The sequence below is a fragment of the Mesorhizobium sp. M7A.F.Ca.CA.003.01.2.1 genome, from assembly GCF_003998945.1.
In the GTDB taxonomy this organism is placed as follows: Bacteria; Pseudomonadota; Alphaproteobacteria; order Rhizobiales; family Rhizobiaceae; genus Mesorhizobium; species Mesorhizobium ciceri.
Map to the genome: position 1 here is coordinate 1 of NZ_RZRA01000487.1, position 4,195 is coordinate 4,195.

5 protein-coding genes are annotated in these 4,195 nt (G+C 65.8%); 2 read left to right on the forward strand and 3 right to left on the reverse strand.

Going from position 1 to position 4,195, the window contains the following annotated elements; genetic code table 11:
* The 3 genes from EN969_RS19355 to EN969_RS19365 all read right to left on the reverse strand — a co-directional run.
* Nucleotides 1-777: CCA tRNA nucleotidyltransferase (locus EN969_RS19355; RefSeq protein WP_164758354.1), on the reverse strand; the 777-nt coding region annotated here is incomplete at its 3' end.
* Entirely contained in the window at nt 774-1,409 is a 636-nt protein-coding gene (locus tag EN969_RS19360) for a CoA pyrophosphatase (RefSeq protein ID WP_063168849.1), read from the reverse strand. The genes EN969_RS19360 and EN969_RS19355, both read right to left, overlap by 4 nt.
* A complete protein-coding gene (locus tag EN969_RS19365) occupies nt 1,409-2,038 on the reverse strand; it encodes a DUF1285 domain-containing protein (RefSeq protein WP_013529969.1) in 630 nt (209 codons plus the stop codon). Before EN969_RS19365 ends, EN969_RS19360 begins: the two co-directional genes overlap by 1 nt.
* A gap of 154 nt (nt 2,039-2,192) precedes the next feature.
* Between EN969_RS19365 and EN969_RS19370 the strand changes: the two genes are divergently transcribed.
* Both EN969_RS19370 and EN969_RS19375 read left to right on the forward strand, forming a co-directional pair.
* Nucleotides 2,193-3,197, forward strand: coding sequence for a MoxR family ATPase (locus tag EN969_RS19370; RefSeq protein ID WP_013529968.1), 1,005 nt, complete (start codon nt 2,193-2,195; stop codon nt 3,195-3,197).
* Nucleotides 3,197-4,159, forward strand: coding sequence for a DUF58 domain-containing protein (locus tag EN969_RS19375; RefSeq protein ID WP_013529967.1), 963 nt, complete (start codon nt 3,197-3,199; stop codon nt 4,157-4,159). The genes EN969_RS19370 and EN969_RS19375 overlap by 1 nt, the downstream gene beginning before the upstream one ends.
* Nucleotides 4,160-4,195 lie beyond the last annotated feature (36 nt).

Sequence of the window (4,195 nt, forward strand, 5' to 3'; positions counted from 1 at the left end):
GCCCAGATCCTTGCCGGCCTTGGCCAACCCATGGATGGCATCGATACCCCATTTCTCGCTTTCCGGCAGCGCCGCGGTCAAGACACCTGCCTGCCGCATCCAAAGCAGCGCCCGTGACGGATCGGGCGCCGACAAAAGTTTCTTCAGTTCCGACCAGATGCGCTCGGACGAAAGCTGGGCCAGCCCTTCCTTCAGACGGGCGCAGGCTTTCAGCCCCTCGGCGTCGGGCCGTCCGTCGCCGTACCAGGCGAAGAAGCGGAAGAAGCGCAGGATGCGCAGGTAGTCTTCGCGAATGCGCGCTTCCGGGTCGCCGATGAATCGCAGCCGGCGCGCCTCGATGTCGGCAATGCCGCCGACCAGGTCGACCACCTTGCCATCGGCCTCGGCATAGAGCGCGTTGATGGTGAAGTCGCGCCGCTCGGCATCGAGCTTCCAGTCGCGCCCGAACGACACTTTCGCGCGCCGCCCGTCGGTTTCGATATCGGCGCGCAAGGTGGTGATTTCATAGGGCTTTCCGCCGGCAACCACGGTGATCGTCCCATGCTCGATGCCGGTTGGCACCGCCTTGAACCCTTCCGCTTCGGCGCGGCGGAGGGTTTGCTGCGGCAAGCAGGTGGTGGCGATGTCGATGTCGGCGACCGGCTGGTCCATCAGCGTGTTGCGCACCGCGCCGCCGGCGACTCGCGCCTCTTCACCGCCTTCGGCCAATGCGAACAGCAGGCGCTGTAGATGCTTGTCGGTGAGCCAATCGGCCCTGCCCGCGATCGAGACACTCACGCATAGAGCCTTTCATAGAGAGTACGAATGATGCCGGCGGTGACGCCCCAGATGCGCCGGTCGCCGTAAGGCATGTCGTAGAAGAACCATTCGAGATCGTTCCACATACGGCTGTCGCGCTTGTGGTTGGCCGGGTCCATCAGGAAGCGCAGCGGCACTTCGAAAGCGGCATCGACCTCGTCTGCGTTGAGCGTCAGTTGGAAACCGGGCCGCACGATGCCAAGCACCGGGGCGATGCGGTAGCCGCTGCCGGCGACATAGTCGGGCATGCGGCCGATGATCTCGATGCCATCTCGGCCAAGCCCGATCTCCTCGAAGGTCTCGCGCAGCGCCGCCGCCTCAGGGCTCGGATCGGTCGGATCGATAGTGCCGCCGGGAAAGGCCACCTGCCCCGAATGGCTGCGCAGCTTTTCGGCCCGTTTGGTCAGAAGAACCGTCGCATCGCCCTCATGATCGACCACCGGGATCAGCACCGCGGCATTGCGCAGCGCCTTGCCCTGGTTGAGGCGCGGATGGCCGGGGTTGAAGCGATGGTCGCCATAGTCGTCGTCGCCTGCATGTGCATCGGGCTGCACGGCAAAGCGCGCGCGAAAATCCGCGGATGAAAACGGCGCCGGCGTCACCTGGTCCATCACGCGCTCAGCCGCTTCAACTGGTCCGCCGGCATGATCGGGAACACGGCGCCCTTGGAGCGCACCGCGAACATCGTCTCGCCGCCGATTTCGATCTCCTCGCCATGCCCGACCAGTTCATACATCACCGGCCGCGCCACCAGCGCCTCCAGACGGCCACGCACCAGCACATAGGGCTTCAACCCGCCGGTCTCGTTCTCATCGACAAACCGCAGCGGCCGTTCCGGCCCGGCTTCGACGACGTCGCCGACATTGGTGCGGAAGGTGATTGTCTGCGCCTCGCCGCTGCCCGAAACGTCCATTTCGACGGCGATGAACGGCGCATCGGCGACGCGGATGCCGACCTTTTCTACCGGTGTCACCAGATAGGTCCTGCCATCGGCGTCCTTGCGCAGCACCGAGGAGAAAAGCTGCACCAGCGGCATGCGCCCGATCGGCGTGCCCAGATAGAACCAGGTGCCGTCGGCCTTGATCTCCATGTCCAGATCGCCGCAGAAGTCGGGATTCCAGCGTTCGACAGGTGCCGCGCCCTTGCCGGCACGGGCGGCGCGCGAGATCAGCGCCTCGAGACCACGCGCCTCGGTGGCATCAGTCAGGCTTTCTTCACGATGTCCCAAGGGTCCCGTCATGGTCACGAAATAGTCACTGTTGTTCCGCTTGTCAGCCTAAGTCTGTGATTTAAGTTTCGATGTAGGCGCCACGCGAGGCCGAATCGCGGCAACTTATGGTATGGTGCAGCCGTTGTTCCAGCCATGGTATTCCAACCACAAGGATCGATGCGGCATGAGCGTGATGGTCAAGGAAAGCCCGATCAGCGAAAAGGACATGATCGCCGAGGCCGAGAAGGCGCTTGCCGACATCTCCCGGATCCGCGACGGGGTCGGCCGGGTCATCTTCGGACAGGAAAGCGTCGTCGAGCGCACGCTGGTGGCGCTGCTGGCCGGTGGCCATGCGCTTTTGGTCGGCGTGCCGGGTCTCGCCAAAACCAAGCTGGTCGAAACACTTGGCATCGTGCTCGGCCTCGATTCGCGTCGCATCCAGTTCACGCCGGATCTGATGCCGTCCGATATCCTCGGCTCCGAAGTGATGGAGCAGGACGAGACCGGAAAACGCTCCTTCCGCTTCATCTCCGGGCCGATCTTCGCCCAGCTGCTGATGGCCGACGAGATCAACCGCGCGTCGCCGCGCACTCAGTCGGCGCTGCTGCAGGCCATGCAGGAATACCACGTCACCATTGCCGGCGCCCGCCATGACCTGCCGGCGCCCTTCCACGTGCTGGCAACCCAGAACCCGCTGGAGCAGGAGGGCACCTATCCGCTGCCCGAGGCACAGCTTGACCGCTTCCTGATGCAGGTGGACATCCTCTATCCCGAAATCGAGGCGGAGCGCCGCATCCTTCTGGAAACCACCGGCATCGAGGACGCGAAAGCGCAAAACGTGCTGCAGCCGGTGCGGCTGAAGGAGATCCAGACGCTGATCCGCCGCATGCCGGTGCCTGAAAGCGTCGTCGAGGCGATCCTGACGCTGGTGCGCTCGGCGCGTCCCGGCCAAGGCAATGCCGAGACCGATAAGAACGTCGCCTGGGGTCCCGGCCCGCGCGCCAGCCAGGCGCTGATGCTGTGCACAAGGGCGCGCGCGCTTTACGACGGACGGCTGGCGCCCTCGGTCGACGACGTCCGTGCGCTGGCCGAGCCGGTGCTGCAGCATCGCATGGCGCTGACCTTCGCCGCCCGCGCCGAAGGCACCAGCGTGCGTGACGTGGTGGCGAAACTCGTGAAAGGGATTTGATGCCGCGCATCGGCGAGGTCCAGGCTCCGGCAGCGACGCGCGACGCGCTCGCCCGTGGCCGGTTGCGGGCCTCGCTTGTGCCAGACCTGCTGGTCGAGGCGCGCCGTATCGTCAACACCGTGATCGCCGGCTGGCACGGCCGCCGCAAGCGCGGCATCGGCGAGAATTTCTGGCAGTTCCGGCCCTATGTCGAGGGCGATTCCTCGCGCATCGACTGGCGCCGCTCGGCCCGCGACGACCACACCTATGTGCGCGACCGCGAATGGGAAGCCGCCCATACCGTCTGGCTGTGGGCCGACCCCTCGCCGTCGATGCTCTACAAATCGACAGGCGCCAGCGTTTCCAAGCAATCGCGCGCGCTGGTGCTGGCGCTGGCCATGGCCGAGCTGTTGTCGCGCAGCGGCGAACGCATCGCCTGGCCGGGCCTCACCGACCCGTTCACCGCCCGCAACGGCGCCGAACGAATTGCCGCCCAGTTGATGCATGCCGGCGAGCTGCCGGCAAAACCCGACCTGTCCGACATCAGGCGCTTCTGCGACATCGTCATCGTCAGCGACTTCCTCGATCCCGTCGAGGAGACGATGGCCTGGCTCGACGTGCTGGCCCGCCACGGCGTGCGCGCCCACCTGATCGAGGTCGCCGACCCGGCCGAGGAGACCTTCCCCTATGCCGGCCGCACCGAATTCACCGATCCCGAGACCGGCGACAAGCTGACCGCCGGCCGCGCCGAAATGCTGGGTGATGAGTATCGCCTGCTCTACACCGCCCGCCGCCACGAACTGGCCGCCTGGTGCAAGCGGCTTGGCTGGAGCTTTACCGTCAACCACACCGATCGGCTCGCCTCCGACGCGCTGGTGCGGCTGCACATGGCGATGACCACTGATGGCCCCTCGGTCAGGCCGACCGCTGGCGGTCGTGCAGGCATCGCTGGTGGCGATCGGCCAGGAAAGGCTGTCGCATGAGTTGGCTGCCGCTCTCCTTTGGCGCCCCCATGGTGC